The 19,550-nt window shown below is 40.8% G+C and carries 17 protein-coding genes; 13 read left to right on the forward strand and 4 right to left on the reverse strand.

The features are described from left to right. Positions 1–572 precede the first annotated feature (572 nt). The 13 genes from NSTC731_RS33030 (at position 573) to NSTC731_RS33090 (ending at position 14,573) form a co-directional block, all read left to right on the forward strand. Positions 573–1,340 (forward strand): hypothetical protein, encoded by a 768-nt coding sequence (locus NSTC731_RS33030; protein ID WP_445628638.1) that lies wholly within the window; start codon positions 573–575, stop codon positions 1,338–1,340. Positions 1,341–1,492: 152 nt separating this feature from the next. After that, on the forward strand, positions 1,493–2,251 hold the full coding sequence (locus NSTC731_RS33035) for a hypothetical protein (protein ID WP_445628639.1): 759 nt from the start codon (positions 1,493–1,495) through the stop codon (positions 2,249–2,251). 27 nt (positions 2,252–2,278) lie between these two features. Further along, positions 2,279–3,337 carry a hypothetical protein gene (locus tag NSTC731_RS33040; protein WP_445628640.1) on the forward strand — a complete coding sequence of 353 codons (1,059 nt, stop codon included), beginning with the start codon at positions 2,279–2,281 and terminating at the stop codon, positions 3,335–3,337. Between the two features lie 337 nt (positions 3,338–3,674). Beyond that, the gene (locus NSTC731_RS33045) at positions 3,675–4,430 is read left to right on the forward strand and encodes an SDR family NAD(P)-dependent oxidoreductase (RefSeq protein ID WP_445628641.1); all 756 of its coding nucleotides are present in this window, start codon (positions 3,675–3,677) and stop codon (positions 4,428–4,430) included. 42 nt (positions 4,431–4,472) lie between these two features. Continuing rightward, complete coding sequence (locus NSTC731_RS33050; protein WP_445628642.1) at positions 4,473–4,928, forward strand: hypothetical protein; 456 nt, start codon at positions 4,473–4,475, stop codon at positions 4,926–4,928. A 1,419-nt stretch (positions 4,929–6,347) separates the two neighbouring features. After that, positions 6,348–7,400 carry a hypothetical protein gene (locus NSTC731_RS33055; protein ID WP_445628643.1) on the forward strand — a complete coding sequence of 351 codons (1,053 nt, stop codon included), beginning with the start codon at positions 6,348–6,350 and terminating at the stop codon, positions 7,398–7,400. Between the two features lie 76 nt (positions 7,401–7,476). Further along, entirely contained in the window at positions 7,477–8,907 is a 1,431-nt protein-coding gene (locus NSTC731_RS33060) for an NAD-dependent succinate-semialdehyde dehydrogenase (RefSeq protein WP_445628644.1), read from the forward strand. Positions 8,908–9,050: 143 nt separating this feature from the next. Continuing rightward, the gene (locus NSTC731_RS33065; RefSeq protein WP_445628645.1) at positions 9,051–9,539 is read left to right on the forward strand and encodes a GNAT family N-acetyltransferase; all 489 of its coding nucleotides are present in this window, start codon (positions 9,051–9,053) and stop codon (positions 9,537–9,539) included. A gap of 70 nt (positions 9,540–9,609) precedes the next feature. Continuing rightward, positions 9,610–10,404 (forward strand): methyltransferase domain-containing protein, encoded by a 795-nt coding sequence (locus tag NSTC731_RS33070; RefSeq protein WP_445628646.1) that lies wholly within the window; start codon positions 9,610–9,612, stop codon positions 10,402–10,404. A gap of 29 nt (positions 10,405–10,433) precedes the next feature. Beyond that, on the forward strand, positions 10,434–11,333 hold the full coding sequence (locus tag NSTC731_RS33075) for a DMT family transporter (protein ID WP_445628647.1): 900 nt from the start codon (positions 10,434–10,436) through the stop codon (positions 11,331–11,333). A gap of 68 nt (positions 11,334–11,401) precedes the next feature. Beyond that, positions 11,402–12,439: an aspartate-semialdehyde dehydrogenase gene (locus NSTC731_RS33080; protein WP_445628648.1), complete on the forward strand. Its 1,038-nt coding sequence runs from the start codon at positions 11,402–11,404 to the stop codon at positions 12,437–12,439. Position 12,440: 1 nt separating this feature from the next. After that, positions 12,441–13,541: an amino acid kinase family protein gene (locus tag NSTC731_RS33085; protein ID WP_445628649.1), complete on the forward strand. Its 1,101-nt coding sequence runs from the start codon at positions 12,441–12,443 to the stop codon at positions 13,539–13,541. Then, positions 13,542–14,573: a DUF2817 domain-containing protein gene (locus tag NSTC731_RS33090; protein WP_445628650.1), complete on the forward strand. Its 1,032-nt coding sequence runs from the start codon at positions 13,542–13,544 to the stop codon at positions 14,571–14,573. Between the two features lie 334 nt (positions 14,574–14,907). On the opposite strand, the gene NSTC731_RS33095 is transcribed toward NSTC731_RS33090, so the two are convergent. From NSTC731_RS33095 to modD, 4 genes are all read right to left on the reverse strand, one after another. Beyond that, on the reverse strand, positions 14,908–15,891 hold the full coding sequence (locus tag NSTC731_RS33095) for a substrate-binding domain-containing protein (RefSeq protein ID WP_445628651.1): 984 nt from the start codon (positions 15,889–15,891) through the stop codon (positions 14,908–14,910). A gap of 39 nt (positions 15,892–15,930) precedes the next feature. Then, complete coding sequence (modA, locus tag NSTC731_RS33100; RefSeq protein WP_445628652.1) at positions 15,931–16,860, reverse strand: molybdate ABC transporter substrate-binding protein; 930 nt, start codon at positions 16,858–16,860, stop codon at positions 15,931–15,933. 364 nt (positions 16,861–17,224) lie between these two features. Further along, on the reverse strand, positions 17,225–17,902 hold the full coding sequence (locus NSTC731_RS33105; protein ID WP_445628653.1) for a hypothetical protein: 678 nt from the start codon (positions 17,900–17,902) through the stop codon (positions 17,225–17,227). Between the two features lie 792 nt (positions 17,903–18,694). Then, positions 18,695–19,546 carry a ModD protein gene (gene modD / locus NSTC731_RS33110; protein ID WP_445628654.1) on the reverse strand — a complete coding sequence of 284 codons (852 nt, stop codon included), beginning with the start codon at positions 19,544–19,546 and terminating at the stop codon, positions 18,695–18,697. Positions 19,547–19,550: the final 4 nt, after the last annotated feature.

Below are 19,550 nucleotides of genomic sequence, written 5' to 3' on the forward strand. Positions count from 1 at the left end.
ATAACATTTTTACACTTATCTATGTGACGAATGGCACGCTTGTTAAGACACAGCCCCTGTCTTGACTGGTTCCTAGCCTGGAGGCTAGGAACCGATCCTGGGAGGCTCTGCCTCCAGTGGCTTGACCAGAGGCAGCAGCCCTCTCGTAATAGAATCCCAGCCTGGAGGCTGGGAACGAGGCAACACAAGACTTTGGGTTTATCTTAGTGCCATTCATATATGTGACTAATGCATAGGATTTAAAAAACCTATTGACTCAATAGGGATTCAGGAGATAAATCAAAAAGTGTATCTTGGATTACATTTTCTCCAATCGGATTGGTATAGGATTTAATACCAGATAAGTTGGTATTTAACCACTAGCAAGATATTCTACTAACCACAACTTCAGTGCCAATCGAATGCACTAACTTAAGCTAAAACCCCTAGATGATAAGGGATTAGAAGAATGGGTAATCCTAGAGACAGCGAGAAAAACTTTTCTCAAATACCAACCTTCTCGATTCCTAGTTTCTGATTCTGCACTTTCCCAAAGTTCTGAAACCATTGAAAATAAATCAATTGTACAAAAAATGAAAAAGCCTATTGGTCAGCCTAAAAAACCGGAACTCAGATCCCGTGTAAACGCACTCCTAGACTCGATGATTGTGAAGTTCTATAAAGAAGTTCCGTTTTCTCAACATATGTTGAACGGTTCGCAAATCAATATGGATTACTACAAGCGGCACAACATTGAAACTATTCTTCGGCTACGGCTAAAACGTACAGTAGATGCACTAGCTATCCGATACTTCACTAAGCATGACCCAGTTCAAGCCAAAGCATGGGCGAAATATACTGAGGAGGAGATGCTTCACGACACCGAGTTCTTCGTCAGGGATCTTGAGGCTGTAGGTGTATCGAAGGATGCGATTTACTCGCAAGAGTCATTGCTCTCAACGAAGCTGCTTATGGGATATTTGCTGTTTGACATTGAATACAAAGATAGTCCACTGGCCTTGATTTCAAGCGTTTACTTTGTCGAATATACAACTGTAAAGACCCAGCCGCAATGGTTAGACAATTTGGCGAAGATTCTGGGCAAAGACAAAATTATCGGAGCTAGAGGACATGTGAACCTCGATCTCAAAGATGACCATGACGATTTCGTGTGGGATGTCCTTGTATCTTTAATCAAGACTCCTGAAGATGAGGAGAAAGTCCTCGAACATATACGTAATGTCGGTCGTCTTTACGTTGCATACTTTATGGAACTCCATCAGGAGTTGATCGTAGGTCAAACTGACGATCTAATCCTTGGAAAATCCCTTGATATGAGTGTGCTAGCGCAGGTGTCTTGATCTATGCAACGTTTTGTTGCAGAAGATTTAAGGATGATTCTTGTGTAGTTTGAGGCAAGTATCTTCTCCCTTTAATTCTAATATCAAGTCCGATTGAATACTTATCATTAGGACTGACGCGGGGACAAAGCTCATTCAATCATCCTGCAAATATGCAACTTTTGCAAAAAAACTGGCTTGATTCGCGATTATTTGACCGTTATATCCTTCACTACGCCACTCCAAAACAACTTATTCAACCAGCAATAAAGGAATGGATTGTGCAGGGATTGACCCAAGCAATGCCAACCTTAAAGATTGAACAGTATTTTGAGGCGAAGCGAAACTGGTTTGAAGAATGTGATTACTTAATTGTTGCAGTCGAGGCGATATCGAATGACCTAATCGCTGTATTGGCATCCAGTTGGGTAGAAACAGACTCATTACCCTTTCTGCACATCAAAATACAGATGATTGCAGAGCGTTATCAGAAAACACATCTGCTCAAACATATGTGGGGATTTCACCTTTACAAGGTGAGTCAAGGACATTTTGGATTCCCATCAATCGTTGCTCTAAAAACCTGTCATCCTGCTGTTTTCTCGGCAATGCGGGTGTTCTCACGTTTTGACGGTGTTCAATTGTATCCTCGGATTGAGGGTGAAATGCCAGAGCCAGAGATAAACGAGATAGCTTGTCTGATTGCAAAGAGTATTTGTCCCGATCTGGAGTTTTGTTTGCATACTGGCGTGATTAAAAATGCTAGTGTACCGAGAGATTTTTATCCCTCGCTACCAACAACAAAGAAAGCTGACGTAGGACACTATTTCCAAAACAATCTGACTCCAGCAGATCGGCTACTTTGCATTCTTCACATATCAACAGACTTAGCAAAACATCGCATATTACAGTCGTTGGACAAGAAACTATAACCGTTGTTAAAAAAAAAGGGGTGATTTATGGAGCTTATTACCATTAGACCTGGTTCTTACCGACAGTTTGGCCCGTCAGAGGATTGTATTTTTTACTTGGTGACTAACACTGATATTGTCGATCGATTCTTGATTGAGAAAAGTGGTGCTTATACAGACTATCGAACAGTTACTTATGACCAGGAAGGGTCATTTGAAACAATACTACAAAACGAAATCCCGGAAAAATCGCATATTTTTGTAGTTTCACCAAACTGTTTCTTCCGTTCTCCCAATCCAGAGGTATTGGGGGACAAGCGCAAGCTGATCGCGATGGCTTCCAATTCCACACCAACACCATTAGAAGCTGTGAAGCATTTTCTTGGTGTCATCGAACGAACCGATCCGTATGCTCAGGCAGAGTTTGCTGACCGTTTCTTTGAGTTAGGACAAAAAAGCGATCGCTTAGAAATTGTAGATGAAGAGTACGGTACTCGCGCAATCTTCGACCATCTTAACGACAAATACGAATGGAATTTGCAGGCTGGGCCTCTAGAGTGGGGTGAACAACAAATCGCGCCATCAGGAGAAATTAGTGTCTTACCTGCCGATATTTGGGAGTTTAATCCCAATCTTTACCTTGCAATCAATGGTGAGATTGCATTTCGAGGACTACCGATTTTACATAGTGGTGAACCGTCTTTCTTACGAGAGGATCAAACACGCATTTTCAATCAGCTGCGACATATAAAGCATCACGCGCTGATTGCCAAGGTAGAGCAAGGTGTTGTAACGGATTTGCATCCCACTCACCCGGATGTTGAACCAGCAGCAGAGATGCTTAAAGCAATGGGTGCTGTTGATTCCCGGTATTTAACTATTTGGGAGTTAGGCTTTGCGATCAATACCTCACTCGACTTGCTTTGGGGTAATTATGCTATGAACGAAGTTTATGGTGGTACTAGTGGAGCGCTGCACTTTGGGCTTGGTCTGACACCTTACACACAGTACCATCTCGATTTGATTTGTCCCGGTATTCGGGTATATGGAAAGGATAAAAAGCTACTTCTCGGTACTCCAGAACTCACTAGCGCTGTTACTAGATGAGCCAAATTACTAATTCGTAATTCGTAATTCGTAATTAAAAGGCTACAAAGCCAACACGTTCATCAAAAATTTAGTGGTCAACAAGACAGTGGAGGGTTCAGCAGCCCCACTGATAGCGCAGCGTAAAGCCTTCTCTACGAGAGGCTGCGCCAACGGCATGGCTTCGCTTAGAGCGAGTCCGCGAGCGTCTTGCAACTACAAATTACGTTAGCGTCGCGATAGCGAGTCCGCGTACTTTTGCAAAGAACCAAGCTAGCAAGAGCGTCTCATAGAGAGCGGTATTACGAATTATTTTGACAAAGCTTGCTATGTTGTCTAGATTTTGGGGAGGGTAACTATGATTGACCTCACAGGAAAAGTAGTACTCATTACAGGAGCGGCTCGTGGTATAGGCGAGGCATCTGCACGCGCTGTTGTAGCTGCCGGTGGTTATGTAGTAGTTAACGATGTACTTACAGAACAACTTGATGTTTTACAAGCTGATTTAGGCTCTGAGCGCTGTCACGTAGTTGTTTGCGATCTGGCTGATGTCACGGCTGTACCATATCTATGGGAGCGTGCAACTGACTGGCGAGATGGCATTGATGTACTTGTGAACAATGCAGGAGTGTATGAAAAAGCACTTATCGAAGGTGATTTTGAGGACTGGCATACTTCTTGGATACGTACACTCAATATTAACCTAGTTGCTCCGGCATCCCTGTGTCGTGAGGCTATCCATCACTTTAAACAGCAAGGTGGTGGAAAGATTATTAACATTGCCAGCAGAGCAGGATTCCGAGGTGACTTGCCTGACTATACGCACTACGCAGCATCGAAAGGAGGAATGCTTGCTCTGTCTCGTACAATTGCTCGTGGATTTGCCGATAAGAATATCCTAGTTTATGCGATCGCTCCTGGATTTGTCCGTACAGAACTCAACGCCGAGTACTTCGATAGCTATGGTGAGTCAGCTGCTATCTCCCAGACACCACTAGGAGAAATGGCAATGCCACAGGATATTGCTAACGTCGTAATTTTTCTAGCATCAGATTTGGCACGTCATGTGACAGGCGCTACCATTGATGTCAACGGGGCGAGTTACGTCCGTTGAAGGTTGCAGGCTGCTGATAGCAAGTATAGGGATGAAAGTTAGATGGATAGTCAACACTTTCCGCTTCGAGGCGGATGTCACTGTGGCAACCTCAAACTTATATTTAACAGCACACAGACTCCAAACCGATTAGCTGTCCGGACGTGCGCTTGTTCCTTCTGTCGGAAACACGGCACACGTAGTACCTCAGATCCCAATGGATACTTGCAAATTCAGATTATCAATCCTGAGCAAGTCATTCGTTATCGCTTTGGTATGCACACAGCCGACTTCCTAATTTGCGGTTGCTGCGGCGTTTATGTTGCCGCTCTCATACAGAATGAAACACAGCAGTCCTTTGCCACCATCAATGTCAATGTCCTAGATTGCGCTCAGTTAGTCTCTCAAGATTCAGTAACTATGGACTACGATGGAGAGACTATGCGATCGCGACAAGAACGACGTTTACGAGCTTGGACACCAGTCGTTTCGATTGAAGAACAGAATTCTCAGTCTTAATTAGTCGATCTAAATCAGAGGTATCCATGTTTTAAACTTGGACTTGCTCTTACACGCACCTTTATTCAAGTCTTAGTGCAGTATATACCGCACAGATAATTGATGAGCATTGGTTTGTAATGCGGACTTTCAGTTTGCACAATCAGCAACGTTCTTAATCAAAATAGAATGCTTACCGCTGTAGCGAGCAATAACTGTTATATATCTGCATTAGCTCAGTAAAGCTCTTTGATTCAGAGAAAAAGGCGAATATTTAGCAATTGTTTGTATTTTCTTAAGGAAGTAATTGGTGAAAAAAAACGAACTTTTTAACTAGTAGTCTGCCAACCCAAAATTGTTAGTTGAGGGCTGGGAAAAGGGGTTCATGTTAAAGATTAAAGAAGTAAACATATGAGTCCCTTTCCCCCTTGCCCTTAAAAGGAATGGCACGCTTGTAAAGCTATAGGCTTTGCCCTAACTGGTTAAGAGCCTGGAGACTCTTAACTCATTCTCGGAAGCTCCGCCTCCAGTGGCTTGACCAGAGGCAGAGCCTCTTGGAATACATTCCCAGTCTTCAGACTGGGAACGAGGTGACACAAGCCTTTCGCCTTTTCTTAGTGCCATTCCCCTTAAAAGAGCCAAGTTTCCTTGGCGAACTACTAGTTTCTGAAAAAAACATATATTTTATTCATTGCTTAGACGATATAAAGCAGCGTATTAATCATTATTGACGTTGTTTAAAAATCGTTCTATTTGTATTGTTTGAAATTAAATTGTTAGGCAATTTTTAAAAGTTAAAAAAATATTTGTTTATAGCTTGTATTTTTCAGAAAATAGTTGTATGTTCAATTTAGCTTGTACAAGCAGATAAACATTAACCAGAATGGAGTCATAACCATGAAGAAAGTAAACAAGAACGGTCGTTACCTTGGCACATTGTTAGGTTAATCTTTTTGGATTAGCTAACTACTGCTCAATTTGTATTTCCGGGTTTTTAAATAGCCCTCAACAACAAACGTTAACCAGAATGGAGTCATAACCATGAAGAAAGTAAACAAGAACGGTCGTTACCTTGGCACATTGTTAGGCTAATCTTTTTGGATTAGCCAGTTAGCATTTAAGTTGCATTTGCAAGAGGTTTTTAATAAACCTCAAGAATTCGGAATGTTTAATAAATCTGAGTTCTACAAGATGTAATTTAATTGGATAACAGCCTAATAAATAGGAGGGGTAAATCCCTCCTATTTATTCAAATAATATTTTTTTATAGCAAAAAAATTGTAGATGATGAAGTAATAATTTTTCAGAATCACTCGACGTTCATATACACTTGTTAATTTGAGCGCAGATATAGTAACAACCACGAAACATAGTATTTTAGGTTGTTTTTAAGAAAGTTCTGTAAAGAATCAACATTTTCTATTTACGGATATTATCAAAATGGAAACTATACTCATCCGTCCACAACGCCTTCGTCAATTTGGAGCTAGCGAAGATAGTCATTTCTGCCTTGTTACCAACTCCTCTTTAGTAAACCAGTTCCAAATTGTAGAAGATAGCGGCTATACTTCTACAAAAATTGTGCCTTATGATGCAGAGCGATCGCTTGAAGAGTTGTTTGACGAGAGTATTCCTGAGCCAGCCCATGTTCTTGTGATTTCTCCCCAATACTTCTTTGAGTCTCCTGCACCCGAAAAGCTGGGACAGCGCAAACTAGTTGTCATGCCTTGCAATTCCACACCAACGCCATTATTAGCGATTCAGCATTTTTTGGGAATCATGGAGCGCACCGATCCGGAAAAACTAGAAGCCTTTGCAGAACGCTTTTTTGATTTGGGAAGGAATAGTGAGTATCTGGAAATTATCAACGAAGCTCAAGGTACTAAAGCAATCTTTGAACACCTAGATGAGAGCTATGAATGGAACCAGCAGGCAGGATTTATCGAATGGGGAGAGCAGCAAATTGCCCCAGGAGGAGAACTCAGCGCCCTACCTGATGACATTATGCGATTTAACGCCAACCTCAGATTAGCAGTCAACGGTGAGATTGCATTGCAAGGTCAGCCTACAGTCCACTCAGGAACAGTTTCCTTTTTACCTGAAGATCGGGCGCGAATTTACAAAGGGCTTGAGTGTATGCGCGATCGCGCAGTCATTGCTACAGTTAACAACGGTCTGATTACAGAGTTACGAGCATCTCATCCAGAAGCTCAACCAGCAGTTGATATGCTCAATAATATGTTCATGTTAGATTCCCGTTACCGGATTATTTGGGAAATGGGGTTTGGCATTAATACCGCTCACGAACTTCTACCTGGGAATTTCGGTATGAACGAAACTTATGGCGGCAGTAACGGGGTGTTCCATTTAGGAATCGGTTTGACACCTTATACTCAGTATGCGCTGATCCTCATCTGCCCAGATACCCAAGTACTGGGTCGGAATGGAGAGGCACTTGTTGGCAAGCCAGCAACGCTTTCAGCAACAAGGTAATGCACTGTAATCTAAATGTGCAAGTATGTTTGCGCTTCTGTCGAACTAATGGTACTACTACCCATAAAACTCTTTTATGAATCAAGAGTTTGGTTTGTTAATTAACGGCAACTGGTGTAATGGCAGCGATCGTCGCTTTGGGGAATTAATCAATCCAGCTAACGAACAGGTAATAGGACGGGTAGCTTATGCAAGTCAAACCGATCTTGACCGAGCACTCGCTGCTGCCAAAAAAAGTTTTTTAACTTGGCGTGATACACCAGTAAGTACTCGTGTGAAGATACTAGATCGAGCAGCGACATTACTCTACGATCGCATTGATGCTGCCGCACTCTTGCTTACCTGCGAACAAGGTAAGCCACTAAGCGAATCCCGCCAAGAATTTATCCGAGCAGCCGAAACCATTGCTTGGAACGCCAAAGAAGCAGAACAAATTTTAGAGTACCGTAATTTTCCTGTGACAGACTATCACAGGTTGATCGTACCTGAACCAATTGGTGTTGTCGCTGCCTTCACGCCGTGGAACTATCCAGCAGTTGTTTCTGCGCGAAAAATAGCACCTGCACTTGCTGCTGGCTGCACAATAATTCTCAAGGCTGCGGAAGAAACACCAAGTTCAGCTGTAGCGATCGCAACGGCATTGATTGATGCCGGATTGCCACCTGGCGTAATCAATTTAGTTTTTGGCGATCCACCAGCGATTTCTAAACATCTTCTTGCTTCGCCAATTATCAGGAAGCTTTCTTTCACGGGTTCGACAGTAGTCGGCAAACAACTGGCAAAGCTAGCCACAGATAATCTAGTACGCTGTACCCTGGAACTTGGCGGTCATGCACCAGCGATCGTCTTTGCAGATGCAGATGTTGATACTGCTGCTGAAGCGATCGCTGCTTACAAGTTTAAAGGCTCTGGTCAAAGTTGCAATGCACCTAGCCGAATTTATGTGCATGAAACTCTCTATGAACCATTCCTCAAACGGTTTACAGAACTTGTACAAAATATTCGAGTCGGTGATGGGATGGACGAGAACACTGATATGGGACCAATGGCAAACCCCCGTCGAATTGCAGCAATGGAACGCTTAGTTGCTGATGCAGCAGCTAAAGGCGGGTGTGTGGTAACTGGAGGAAAAAGGCTGCCAAGACCAGGATATTTCTTTTTGCCTACAGTACTGACTGAAGTTGCAGACGATGCAGCCATTATGAATGAGGAACCATTCGGCCCGATCATCTCCATCGCACCTTTTGCTGATTTTGATGAAGTAATTCATCGAGCAAATAATAATCCTTATGGACTTGCAGCTTACGTATTTACTAGTTCGCCTGTAGTAGCAGAGGCTGCCGCTAAGGCTTTAGAAGTAGGTAATGTCGGCATCAATCAACTGAGTGGAGTACCTCCTAATGCACCAGTGGGAGGTATTAAAGACAGTGGCTATGGATATGAAGGCGGAACTGAAGGACTCGAAGCTTTTCTTAACCTCAAGTTGCTCAGTCAAAAGGTCTTATAGGAATCCGCTTTGATTCGGAGAAATTATTTGCGTAGGGAGGGAATAGGGAATAGGGAACAGGGAACAGGGAAGAAGGAATAAAGAAGAAGGAATGTGTACTGAGTTTTTGCACGCAATCAAATACGAGTCCTATATAACTATCTATGTCAACAAAACCAACTATTAATTCCAAAATTCGTTTAGCCACTCATAATGATGTTCCTAGCATAATCAATATTATGCGTGAGGTTTATATTGAGCATGGTCTTGTATTTGATGTTTCTCAAGAAATCCCAGATATTTTAGATTTTGAGCAAAAATACAATCAAAAATCTGCTGCTTTCTTTGTTCTATTAGTGCAAGAAGAAATTATTGGGACTGTAGGTGTAAAAATAATCAAATCTTCAGAAGCTGAAATCGTCAGGCTTTATCTTAAACGGGATTTTCGAGGTCTTGGTTTAGGCTACCAATTACTTAAAACTGCGGTTGACTGGGCACAATTACAGGGAAAAACTCATATAGAACTATGGTCTTTTACTCAATTTACCCAAGGTCATCGTCTCTATAATCAATTTGGCTTTACCCAACTTGATACACGCCAAATGAATGATGTTAATCAAACTCAAATGTACGGCTTCGCATTTTCAATCTAAATACTCTAAATAATTTTTGATTAATCATCCGAAATATTAAATATTGTTAACATAATGAGAGGACAGCGAAATGAAAAGCAATTATGTTATTTCCGGAGGTCAAAAGGGTAAAGATCGTCTGAAAGTACTAGCAGAAGTTGTGCAAGAAACTACACAAAATCTTTTAAAAAACGTTGGAATTGGCGAAGGAATGCACTGTCTAGACGTGGGATGTGGAGGTGGTGATGTAACTATAGAGATAGCTAAACTAATAGGTGCAAAAGGTAAAGTTGTTGGCATCGATATGGATAGTAGTATTATTCAGTTGATTCAAGAAGAATTTCAACAGAAATTTACTAATATTCAATTTAGAGCATTAAATGCTTTTGATCTCGATGAAGAATCACAATACGATTTGACTTATTCCCGGTTTTTACTAGCACATTTAACAAATCCCGGAATAGTGACTACAAAAATGTATCATGCTTTAAAGCCTGGGGGAGTTGCTATAGTTGAAGAAACAGACTTTTCTGGATATTACTGTCATCCAGAATCCCAAGCTTTTGCAAGATATCTTGAACTACACCGCCAGGTAATTGACCGAAGAGGTGGAAATGTCGATCTGGGAGCTAAAATTCCTAAAATTTTGAGAGAGTCAGGGTTTAAAAATGTTCAAGTTAATTTAGTACAACCAATATTTACAAAACTTTCAGAAAAAATAATTCCCCAAATAACGCTGTTTAATATTAAAGAAGCAATTATTTCCGAAAAAGTTGCCTCACAAAAGGAGATAGATTCTCTTTTAGCCGAGCTAGGTCAATTTATTGAAAGCCAAGAAAGTATTATAGTCTTTGCTAGATTATTCCAGGTTTGGGGGTACAAGTAAAAGTTGAATATTTTTAGTCTTATTTAAAGATGAAAAAGGAAAACTTTTCTACTGGAACTGTTGAACTGACTGTTGCTATGCTGGTGTCAGGAACAGTTGGCGTGTTTTTTAAAGAGTCGCATCAAGCGATTTTTAATGTTGTATTTTATCGCTGTATATTCGGAGCAATTTTCTTAAGTTTATTTTGCTATTTTAAAGGATATTTTAAGCAACATAATTTAACCTTACGACTACTAACACTGGCTCTACTTAGTGGTGTATCGCTGATTTTAAATTGGACATTAATTTTCAAATCTTTCTCGCTAATCTCAATCGCACTAGGGACAACAGTCTTTCATACTCAGCCTTTTTTTGTGGTTATACTAGGTAGCTTAATATTTAAGACTACTATTTCCAAAAACAAAATTGGCTGGATTGCGATCGCATTTTTAGGATTAGTGCTGGTTACTAAACTGCGGTTCACTATGGTGTCCTTCCACAGTTCTTATATTATTGGTATATTATTTGCTCTACTTGCAGCTATCTTTTATGCTCTGACTACCCTCCTTGTCAAGTGTCTTGAGGGTGTGCGTCCCCACCTCATCGTCCTGATTCATTTGACACTGGGAATATTTTTGGTTCTACCATTCACGTCTCTTGAAAAAGTTCCTCTTTTTGGCAACCACTGGTACTACCTGTTGGGGTTAGGTGTAATTCACACTGGTATTGTATACATTTTGATGTATTCATCCTACCAAAAGCTGACAACATCAGCGATCGCAGTTCTTACTTTTGCTAATCCGGCTAGTGCGATGCTTAGTGATTACGTCATCTACGGGCATATCTTAGAGCCAATACAGGGAATCGGCGTTGCACTCATCGTACTCGCCAGCCTTGCTGTGAACTTAAACTGGTCATTATTACCAACTAACCTGGCTTCAAAGATGTGAGCTAATCAACAACTGTGGATGTTGAACTTAAAATCTTATCCACTACAAAGTTTTTAGGGAGAAAGCCCATGCCAATTGTTCAGAAAAATCCTAGTATCGCGATTGTCGGAGCGACAGGTATCGTCGGTACTACTTTCTTGTCGCTGTTTGAGGAGCGCTCTTTTAAGTATTCAAATTTGCATTTAGTCGCTTCATCGCGCTCAGTCGGTCGTTGCTTAACTCAGGGTGGACGCGATTATGAAGTTTGCGATTTGGCGGACTTTGACTTTACAGGTGTTGACATTGCCTTCTTTGCTGCTGGAACGTCCATTAGTCGTGAATGGGTAGGAAAGGCAGTAGAGCAAGGCGCAATTGTGATTGACAACACAAATGCGTTTCGGATGCATCCCGATACACCACTTGTTGTACCGCAGGTAAACCGTCATCTTTTAGTAGAGCGGCCTAAAAGTGGAATCATCGCCAATCCCAACTGCTCAACAATTCCGTTGGTACGCCTTCTACAGCCGATTGAAGAAAGTTACCACGTCAAGCAGGTGATTGTCAGTACATATCAATCTGCTTCTGGTCGAGGTGTCACGGGTATTGAGGAACTCAAAAACGGTTGTTTACAAATCATCAAAACTCCACTAGAACCACCAAAAGCAGAGCGCTTTCCTCTGCCTTTGGCCTTCAATCTGATTCCCAGCATTGATGTGCTTCTTGATAACCACTTCACACTGGAGGAGCAAAAAATGCTTCAGGAGTCGCAGAAAATACTCAACCGTCCTGACTTGAAGGTTTCTGCAACTTGCGTCCGAGTGCCAGTTATTAATTGCCATTCAGAAGCAGTCTATTTTGAATGCGATCGCGACTTAGATCGCAATCATATCGTTGAATTGCTCCGTCATGCTCCAGAAGTGACAGTTTATGACGGTGAAGGTACGCAAGGTTATCCGACACCGCGAACTATAGATAATCCCGATTATATCCATGTTGGTCGAATCAGAATTGACCCCAATAATTCCAAAGCTGGATGGTTTTGGCTAGTTTCTGACAATCTTCGGATTGGTGCAGCTTTGAACGCAATCCAAATCGCCGAGGAAATGATCCAAAGGCAGGTGATTTAAAATGCAAATCCGCGTCCTCAAGTTCGGTGGGTCAACCTTTCAACGTAGTACTGATTTCAACACCATTGCAGCATTTCTCAAATCTCGGCTTGAACAAGATAGCGACAAGCTTGTAGTAGTTGTTAGTGCAATGGCTGGTTTGACGGATGAGTTTCATAAACTTGCTTTGGAAGTCAACACAAATCCATCACCCGAAGCCCTTGACTCACTTCTTCCACTTGCTGATACTATCGGGGCAAATCTGCTTCGTTTAGCAGTCGAAGCAACAGGTATTTCTGCAAAAGTACTGTCTGGCTATCAACTAGGTATTATTACAGACTCTAACTTTTCCCGTGCTTCGATCCAAAAAATTGATGGAGCAGGTTTAAAACAAGCACTTACAGAAGTTGATATTGTAGTAGTTCCTGGTGGTCAAGCAGTTGATAGCCATAATCGTCCCACATTTCTTGGTAGAAACAGTTCTGACTTTACTGCTGTGACACTAGCAACGACGCTTGAACTTGAAAGTTGCGAGATTTTTTCTGATGTCAATGGCATTTACAGCGCCGATCCGAATCTCATCCAAAACACTAGACTTCTTAAAGCTGTATCTTTTGACACCGCAATCAACTTTTCACTCAGTGGGGCAAAAGTCTTGCACTATAAATCACTACAAGTTGCCAAAGATAAAGGAGTGCAAATCGTGTGTCGGCATAATCGGGATGATTATCGCATTGGGACAGTAATTGGTGATGGCAAGACATCAAAGGCTACCATACTCGATCCTCGATCGATTGTTCTAGAGTTTGCGTCAAAACGAGATTTCGAGATTGCCAGACTTAAGCTACAACTAGCGAATATTCCTGTTATTTTACTCGAAGACCAAAAAACGCCAATGCTTGTAGTTACTTGCGGTTTTTTTGATGCTGTCAAGTTCCTAGCTGAGTCTGGTATTGACGCACATCGCCGAAATTCTCTGCTAATTAGTGAATTTAATGGTAATAGCTTAGTACTAAGGCATATTGTCAGTACTAGTGAGGCGATCGCATTATGCCAAACAATCCACGATCGCTTGTATAAACATAGCGAAAGTCCAAAACTGTCACAATCAAATGTGAATTAAATGGATGATATTTACTCTTGGTTTTCTCAAGACTACGCGCAAGCTCAAGAACGTTTCCGAAAAACAACGCATTTGTTAGAACACGGAGCTATAGAGGTTGGTGATGGTCTGACTATTGACTGGGCTTGGTCGGGAGACTCCAAGTCTCCTCACGTCCTAGTCTTTAGTAGCGGACTTCACGGCATTGAGGGATTTGCTGGTAGTGCTGCTCAACTTTATTTGCTTTCTCTTAACTCTGAAATCTCTACGCTTTGGCTGCATGTACTCAACCCTTGGGGAATGGCAAATCTGCGACGCGTGGATAACGCAAACGTAGACCTGAATCGTAACTTTCTCGCAGAAGAAAAGGAGTACCAAGGCGTACATCCGACTTATAGTCTCCTCGACCCTCTGCTGAATCCACCTTCGCCACCAACAAGAGATTTCTTTTTATTGCTAGTTATAAAGGCAGTACTTCAACATGGCTACGAGAACGTGAAAAGTGCTGTGGTTACTGGGCAATATGAGTATCCCCAAGGTTTGTTCTTTGGTGGTAAATCGTTACAGCCTGGGTTGTCTCGGCTATTATTATTTCTCGACAAAACGCTGAGTCATCGAGAGAGAATTGTACACGTTGATTTGCACAGTGGTCTTGGTAAGTTTAGCGAGATATCTTTGCTACTTGAAGGAGAGTCTAATCCAGAGCAAGTCGCACGAGCGGAGCGTGCGTTTGGCTCTAGGTTGAAAAGCCGTTACGATCGCAAAGGTGGCTACCTAGTCCGTGGTGGCTTTACCCGCGCTCTAGCTCAACGTCTTCAGGGTGTCCGCTACGATGGGATTACGTGTGAGTTTGGCACCTATAATATGCTCCATGTTTTAGCTGCGTTACGCAACGAGAATCGACTGCATCACTATGCACAGAAAAACTTGTTTGCTCCCTCTAAGCAGCGATTGCTAGAGGTCTTTTCACCCTCCGATCTAACATGGCGTAGTCAGGTTTTATTAAATGCAATAACAGTTTATAAACAAGCCTGTGTAATGTTAAATGATTAGGGTGCGGCTCTTTTCAAAAGACGGTATCCCGAACAAGAATAAATTAAGAGATGCTTGTTGAACAAAGGTCTTGAACAAATTATCTGGTTTAAAGACAAGCACCAGAAATAGCCAGAGTCAGGGGATAGCCATGCAGTATGCAAGCATCAACCGTAAATGAAGACGTATTTTTCTGTGCTTTGAATGATAATTTGGAAAAAATTCTGAACCATAAATCGAGCAAGAGTTAAAGTATCTAATAGCTCGAATGTGAATTCGTTGAGGATAAACTCAAGTGCTATTAGATTTTGTAATACTTTTTTTTCTCGGCCTAGTGTTCTTTTACTTTAGCTATTTACTTGTGACAAACAAATACTCGTTTTTTCTTAAGGGCAAAAACTAAGCCCATTGCAAGGATACTTCCACCTATAGTATTAGGTTCAGGAATAGAAGTAGAGGGGGCGCTAAATCCATATTTCGCCAGTACTTTTTGTCCATTTGATGAAATAATGTAATTAGCTAATTTTTGACCATCTGAACTGGCATCATTTAATACTGTTAAACCATAATCAGCTTTGACTGCTAGGTTTTGTGGTAATTCGACCAGCTTCAGACTTGTTGAATCAGATGGAACTTGTAATGCTAACAAAGCGCTAGTATAATATGCCAGATTGACATCTACTGGCTCAGGACTTTCTTCCAAAGAATAATATATACTACCACCTGAATCATTCCTGTTTTGTGGTATTATCTGTGGCATCAGCCCTGAATTACCCAGATTCTCTATTTTGTTTGGTGAGAAAAAAGCAGTGTTTTTATTTAACTTTTGAAAACTCCCTGGTTTGATTCGATCGGCTTTTTTATATACGACCTGTGCATAGTATCCCAAAGGATCGGTGTCAGGCGGTGTACCTATCCGAAGATTAGGTAACTGTTCCAAAAAGTTACTGGATGTTAAAGACGAATCAGCTCTAGTGACAGCAACTAAACGATTGCTAGCGAACTTTACCACTGGTCCACCCAAACCTTTCTCATATACTTCGAGTGGTTTATCAGTATCAGCACTAGCAAAAATATCAGGTTTTTCCCCTCCTTGTATTATGCGATCGCGCTGGATATCAGAATGATTAAAACTCGTTTCTACAGGAATACCATTTTCCTTAGTGAAATCATCAGCTACTTCAGAAAGACCTGCTCTCAAACTGCCAGCACCAAATAAAACAACTGAAGAAGGTTCTGTTTGAGGCGAGGTTCCAATGTTAGCAGCAAAAGTTTTGTTGCTGACAATTATGTTAAAAATGCAGCTAGTTAGTGAAGCAGCGAGTAAGTATTTTTTCATGTTTATACAGCTTTGGGTTCAGTACTATTTTTTGGTAGCTTATTTAACAGTTTGTTCTGCCAATTTTTTCTTGAGTGCTAAACCCATAATCGCAGCTAGTAATAGTCCCCAAACATAGTTGGGTTCGGGTACTGATTTGCTGGAGCTAATAAAGCCATACTTATGCAAAACTTGCTGTCCTTTGTCTGACAAAATATAATCTGCTAGTTTCTGTGCATTTGGGTCAGCATTTTTGATAACTGTTAAACCGAATGGTGCTGCAACAGACAAATAATCTGGTAGCCCAACTACTTGCAGGCTCGGATCAATTTTTTGCGATGCGATCGCGCCAGTATAGTAACTTAAGAAAACATCTGCTTGCTGAGTTTTGTCTAGAAAATATACTAAGCTGTCTTGTCCTGATGGGACTATTGGGGAATTCCTTCCACCTGTTAATTGCAAGGCTTTACTATTGAGGGTATCAAAACTACCAGGTTTTTTTGAATTAGCTTGAGTAAATATCTGTTGAGTATAGTCTCCAAGAGGATCTAATATAGGTGTTGCAATTCCCAACTTAATGTTGGGATTTAGTAAGTAATCTAACACCTGATTTGGTGTAATTTTTGCCTGGGAATACTTTGATGAAAACACCGCTACAATCTGGTTTTGAGTAAATTCCACTGGCTGACTGCTCAACCCCTTACTGTAGAGTTTTTGGGGATTTCCAATATCTGCACTAGCAAAGACATCAGCAGTAGGTTGTCCCAGTTGGAGTTCTGTTTCTATTGCTTGCTCTCTAATCCCTGATGGCCCAAATACTGTATTCGTTCCTATTCCTGTTTCTTCGGTGAAGTCTTGGCTGACTTCCGTTAGTGCATTTCTTAAACTACCTGCTCCATATAAGTTGAGATTAGCTGCAAAAGCTTGATTTGGTATCAGAACACTAAAGGCACAAGCTGCCAAAGAACCTGTCAAAAAATATTTTTTCATCTGTTCGCTAAAATCTTCAAGTTTTTGGGTATTTTATCCTCAAAGCTCACATTACCAACTTAGTTGGAAAAATGTCAATTACTTTATATAGACAAATGTTGACTTTGTTACTTACAATCTTCGGTTAAGAAAGTTATCAGTTAAGGCAAGCAGTTATTGAGCAGTTATTGAGAAAGAATTATTGCTTAATAACTCTTTTTTCTCCCCTGCTTCAACAGCTGATCCAAACCGTATTCGGCTTTGTTAATTATTGAAGATATGGTAGGCGTAAAACTTGTTTTACGCCAGTGATACTCAAGAGATTTACAAATCTCTCCAGAAGTTATTGCTGATATTATTGAGATTGACAACCTTAGTCTGTATATCAGAAATATTTTGGTTTCAAAGGAGAAGGAGGAGCAGATAATATGACAATATTTCTCACATTACTAACGTAACGACCTCCAGCTTTGTCACCTGGAACTACTAAACGAGCAAATCCTTCGTCTGTTAAAGGCACTACTTTACCATCACTACCTTTTTTTTCAAATGCAACTAGCACTGTTTTCCCTTCAAAATTAGGTTGAATTTCACCAATAGCTACGACTGCACCATAGCAATCTGTGGCGTCAACTAGAACATATTGCCTCAGAAAAGAGTTTTTACTATTCACCCCAGAATTCCCAGGTTTTAGACCACCTCCGGCTTTCGGATTATTAATCAATTCCCATAGAGGAACTCCATAGTATGTTTCTGTTCGTGGCCCTGAGCCGGTTTGAAAGCTCACAGTAACTTCAGTAACTAATGCTGGATTTTGTTTTTTTAAAGCATCTTGTAAATTTCGCAGTTTTTGCAAGTTATAAGTGGCTGGATTCTTGAGTTCTCCACCCAAGCGAAAACTTTGCGAAGAACCTCCAAGACACTTATTTTTATCCCAGACAGAAGGTGTTTTTTCTTCTCGACCCCAGGGAAGATCGCTCCTGGAGTCAGCTAAAGTAGGCTGCCATAAAACCAGTATCGATAGCATTAGAGACGCAATGGGTATCTGGCGGGTAAAACGCATAAAACATTTCTCCGTTTACTATTGAATATTGAAAAAACTAGATAGTTTTGCTCAAAGCTATTTGCTTACCAAAAATTAGTATCGTTATCGCCAAAATTGAGCAATTTGACAATAGATTTTGTTAGATAAAAATAAAAACGGTTCTATCGTTAAACTTTCAACTCCTTACCAGACGCTACTAAATAGCTAGTTTTTAATAACTCATATTAAAAACTAATGAATCCTGACGCCAAAATTAGTCGCAAACCTCTTGTTAGATTTGCGTTTTTCCAAATGGATAAGTGTATCTGTGTAATCTAATGAAGATAATACCAACTTATTGAGTAAAATACCAACTAATATAGTAATCAAACACTAACAAAATTAATTTTTATTTCTTTTTAAAATAGTTCAGCTTAATGTTGTAGATAAACGAAGCCGTCGTTATTTGCCTTATAAATAGGTAACTATCAAGCTAATAAACTTTTTATAAGTGAGATTCACCTGTAAATTGGAAAACTGTCCGAGTTATGTGGAAGGGTTGTAGTTGTCCCGACACTATAGTTGAAGCAAAAGCATAGAACGACTAGACTACTCCGTGTAGACAATCAATAGACCAAATAAAAGCTACAATTACTGGTGCAGTGAATAGAGCGATAGATGGCTATATCGCTCTATTTCATTAACTGCTTAAGAGCTTCGTAAAACGCCCACTTACTTCCGCTCTAAGTTTTGCCTAAGCGCTGTTCTTTCTGGCTCAACTCCTACGTTTTAACAACTGCAATCTTAAGTATCAAACTAAATTAAGAATGTCTACTGTACCATCGTCATTTTGACTGCAATATCGCACGGTTTACCAAAGTACGGTGAACTTGTCACTAAAATATCTACACCAGTACTAGCATAATCCTTTATATTTTCAGAGGTAATACCACCAGCTGCTGCTAGTTTTAACTTTGGATACTGCTGCTTCAATTTCAAAACTAGAGGCTCAAGGTCTGGTAGGGGAATTTTATCAAACTGAATTAAATCTACACCTGCACCAGCAGCCATCCAAGCATCTTTTGGTGTATCTACTTCAACGCAAATATGTTGTTCTGGAAACTGTCGTCGCAGTTCATTCATGCGCTCAATTAACCCAACTATACCTCCCAGGAATATCAAGTGTTGGTTAAAGATCAGAACTGTTTCAGATAATCCTAAGCGATGAAAAAATCCTCCGCCTGCTAGAACTGCTTTGATGGAAAGCGCTCTAGTACCTGGAAAACATTTACGAGTAGTCACAATAGAAACTGACTGATTTACTGTTTTAGCAGTATCTACTAATACTCTTGTACGCGAAGCAATACCGGAGGCGTATTCTATCAAATTTAAAGCAACTCTCCAGCCACTGTGCAAAGCTTGAGCAGTGCCACTAGCTTGAAGAATTAATTGCTTCTCTTGGCAGACTGTACCACTTTCAACTTGATAATGAACTTCGGCACCACAATATTTTAATACTCTGGCTGCTTCTTCAATAGCGCAAATAGTCATTGGATGACGGGTAGAAAACTCGATTTCACCAGGTTGCTTGCCAATGCCAAGTCCATAGGTTGTCAAATCTAGGTAGGGAACATCTTCCTGAATTAACCTAGCGATCGCCTCATCTGAGAAGAAAACACTCATTTTA

It is taken from the genome of Nostoc sp. DSM 114167 (genome assembly GCF_052692655.1).